The organism is Stenotrophomonas sp. 278, from assembly GCF_003935715.1.
In the GTDB taxonomy this organism is placed as follows: Bacteria; Pseudomonadota; Gammaproteobacteria; order Xanthomonadales; family Xanthomonadaceae; genus Stenotrophomonas; species Stenotrophomonas maltophilia_AH.
Genome location: NZ_RHPP01000278.1, coordinates 1 through 1,794, shown reverse-complemented (window position 1 = coordinate 1,794; position 1,794 = coordinate 1). Strand labels below are relative to the sequence as shown.

The following is a 1,794-nucleotide window of genomic DNA, read 5'->3' as shown; positions in this document are numbered from 1 at the left end:
CCAGTCGGGTGCAGTCGCCGGGCCGCGCGATGCAGCCCGTTGCAGCGGCCGCGGCCTGCGTGGTTGCCGCATGCATGGGCAGGACGGCATAACCGCTGGCGCGGGTAACCGGCGGGGACACCACAGCTCGACCCGCGCGGCCCCCTGCGGCCGGCGCAAGGGTGCCTGCCAGTACCGCCAACGTGAACAGCTGCGCGGCGTTGCGCACGCTCAGCAGCGACCGTCGCTGGCCGGATGCGCTCAGGCCCGTGCGTCCCTGCCGAGGCTGCATGCCGCCCAGATGGCGATGAAAGTCGCCTTGGGCACGGCGGCATTGGGTAAGGGCGTCCACGCGCATGTCAGGCGGCTTCCTCCCGCAGCAACGCCAGCACCGCGGCGTGGGCGACGTTGGCGATGCGCATCGCGGCCTGCGGGTTCACCGCCGCCGGGCCGGGCTGGTCCAGCGCGCTGTCGGCGATCCGCTGCGCACGTGGCAGTCCCTCGGCGGCGAACGCCGCACGTGCGTCAAGCCACCTGCTCAACTGTCTGCCCACGGTCTGCTCAAGCGCCGTTTCCAGCTGTCCCGCTCTCCAGTCCTCGTAGTGTTCCCACTGCACCGCGTCTGCCGCCGCGTTCATCGCTTCGCGTGCGCGCAGGAACCGGGCACTGTGGGCCATCTCCTGCGCCGTGCCCTGGGTGAGCCCAACGGCGGCCAGACCTTCGCGCTGCAGTGGAATATGGTCCGATTCCAGACTCCAGCCAGGGACATCAGCCACCGGCAGCCGATCCGCGGCGGCGGCATCGTGCAGGTGCTCGACGAGTCGTGCTTCCAGTGCAGCCACCGGGCGCGGATCGCGCTGGCCTGGATGCTCCAGCGCCTGATTGACCAGTACGTGGCGGTCGGTGCCGCTGATCGCCAGCGCATCACCCCAGCCCAGCCGATCCAGGTTGACCGTCAGGTCGGGGCAGTTGCGCTCGGCCTGGCAGCGTTGCACGAACGCTTTCGCCCCGATCCAGCCTTCGCTGCCCAGGTCGCTGACCAGCAACTGCACGCGCGTGCCGGTCGGCACGCCCTGTTCTGCGAAGCGGCGGGCGATGGCCAGCAGTGCGGCCACGCCAGAGCCATTCGCCCACGTACCACTGGAGCGCAGCGCAACACCGCCGGTGTCGCCATGCGCCATCAGCAGCAGGGTGCGGTGCACGGGGGCGTCGCCCACGATTTCCAGCCACAGGTTGCGCCCGTGGTGCAGGCCGCGTTCGCCCATGTCGTTGACCGCATGCAAGGTGAAGTCCTGCGCCTCCAGCGCCAGGCCCTGCTGGCGGAAACGGGCGCGGATGGCATCCATGCGGGCCTGGTTGACGCGGCGTTCATCGGCGGGGTCGAAGTGCCGGGGGCTGTGCCCTTCGTAGGCGCTGCGTTGCGCGTCCAGCGTTGCCTGGCTGATCACGTCGAGGGTCAGCTGCAGTTCGTCGGCTTCCGTATCGTGCAACCTGGCCAGCAGCACTGCGGCATGCTCGATCCAGTCCAGCGGCAGCGCCTGCGCGGCGGCACCCGGCGGCCAGCCACTGCTGGCGATGGACGTGTCCGTTGCGGCTGGGTGCTCGCCCAGCAGGTGGCTCAACGCGCGCTGCGTGTCCGGCGGGAGCTGGCTCAGGAGCTGGCGCAGCGGTGGCAGCGCGCACTCGCTGTTCCCCCGGCAGCGGCGCACGACGTCGAGCACGTCGGCCTGCAGTGGCGGCGGCAGTTGCTGCAGGAACGCCGTGGCGGTTTCATCGCGCGTCGGCTGGTCGCGCACGGACGGCGCATTGCATGCC

Annotated in this window: 2 protein-coding genes; both read right to left on the bottom strand. The window is 70.8% G+C overall.

What is annotated here, in order from left to right; genetic code table 11:
• On the bottom strand, positions 1–337 hold a 337-nt coding region (locus tag EGJ34_RS22585), incomplete at its 3' end, for a hypothetical protein (protein ID WP_221740437.1).
• Position 338: 1 nt separating this feature from the next.
• Positions 339–1,794, bottom strand: a 1,456-nt coding sequence (locus EGJ34_RS21620) for a M28 family peptidase (protein ID WP_221740436.1), incomplete at its 5' end; no start/stop codon positions are given.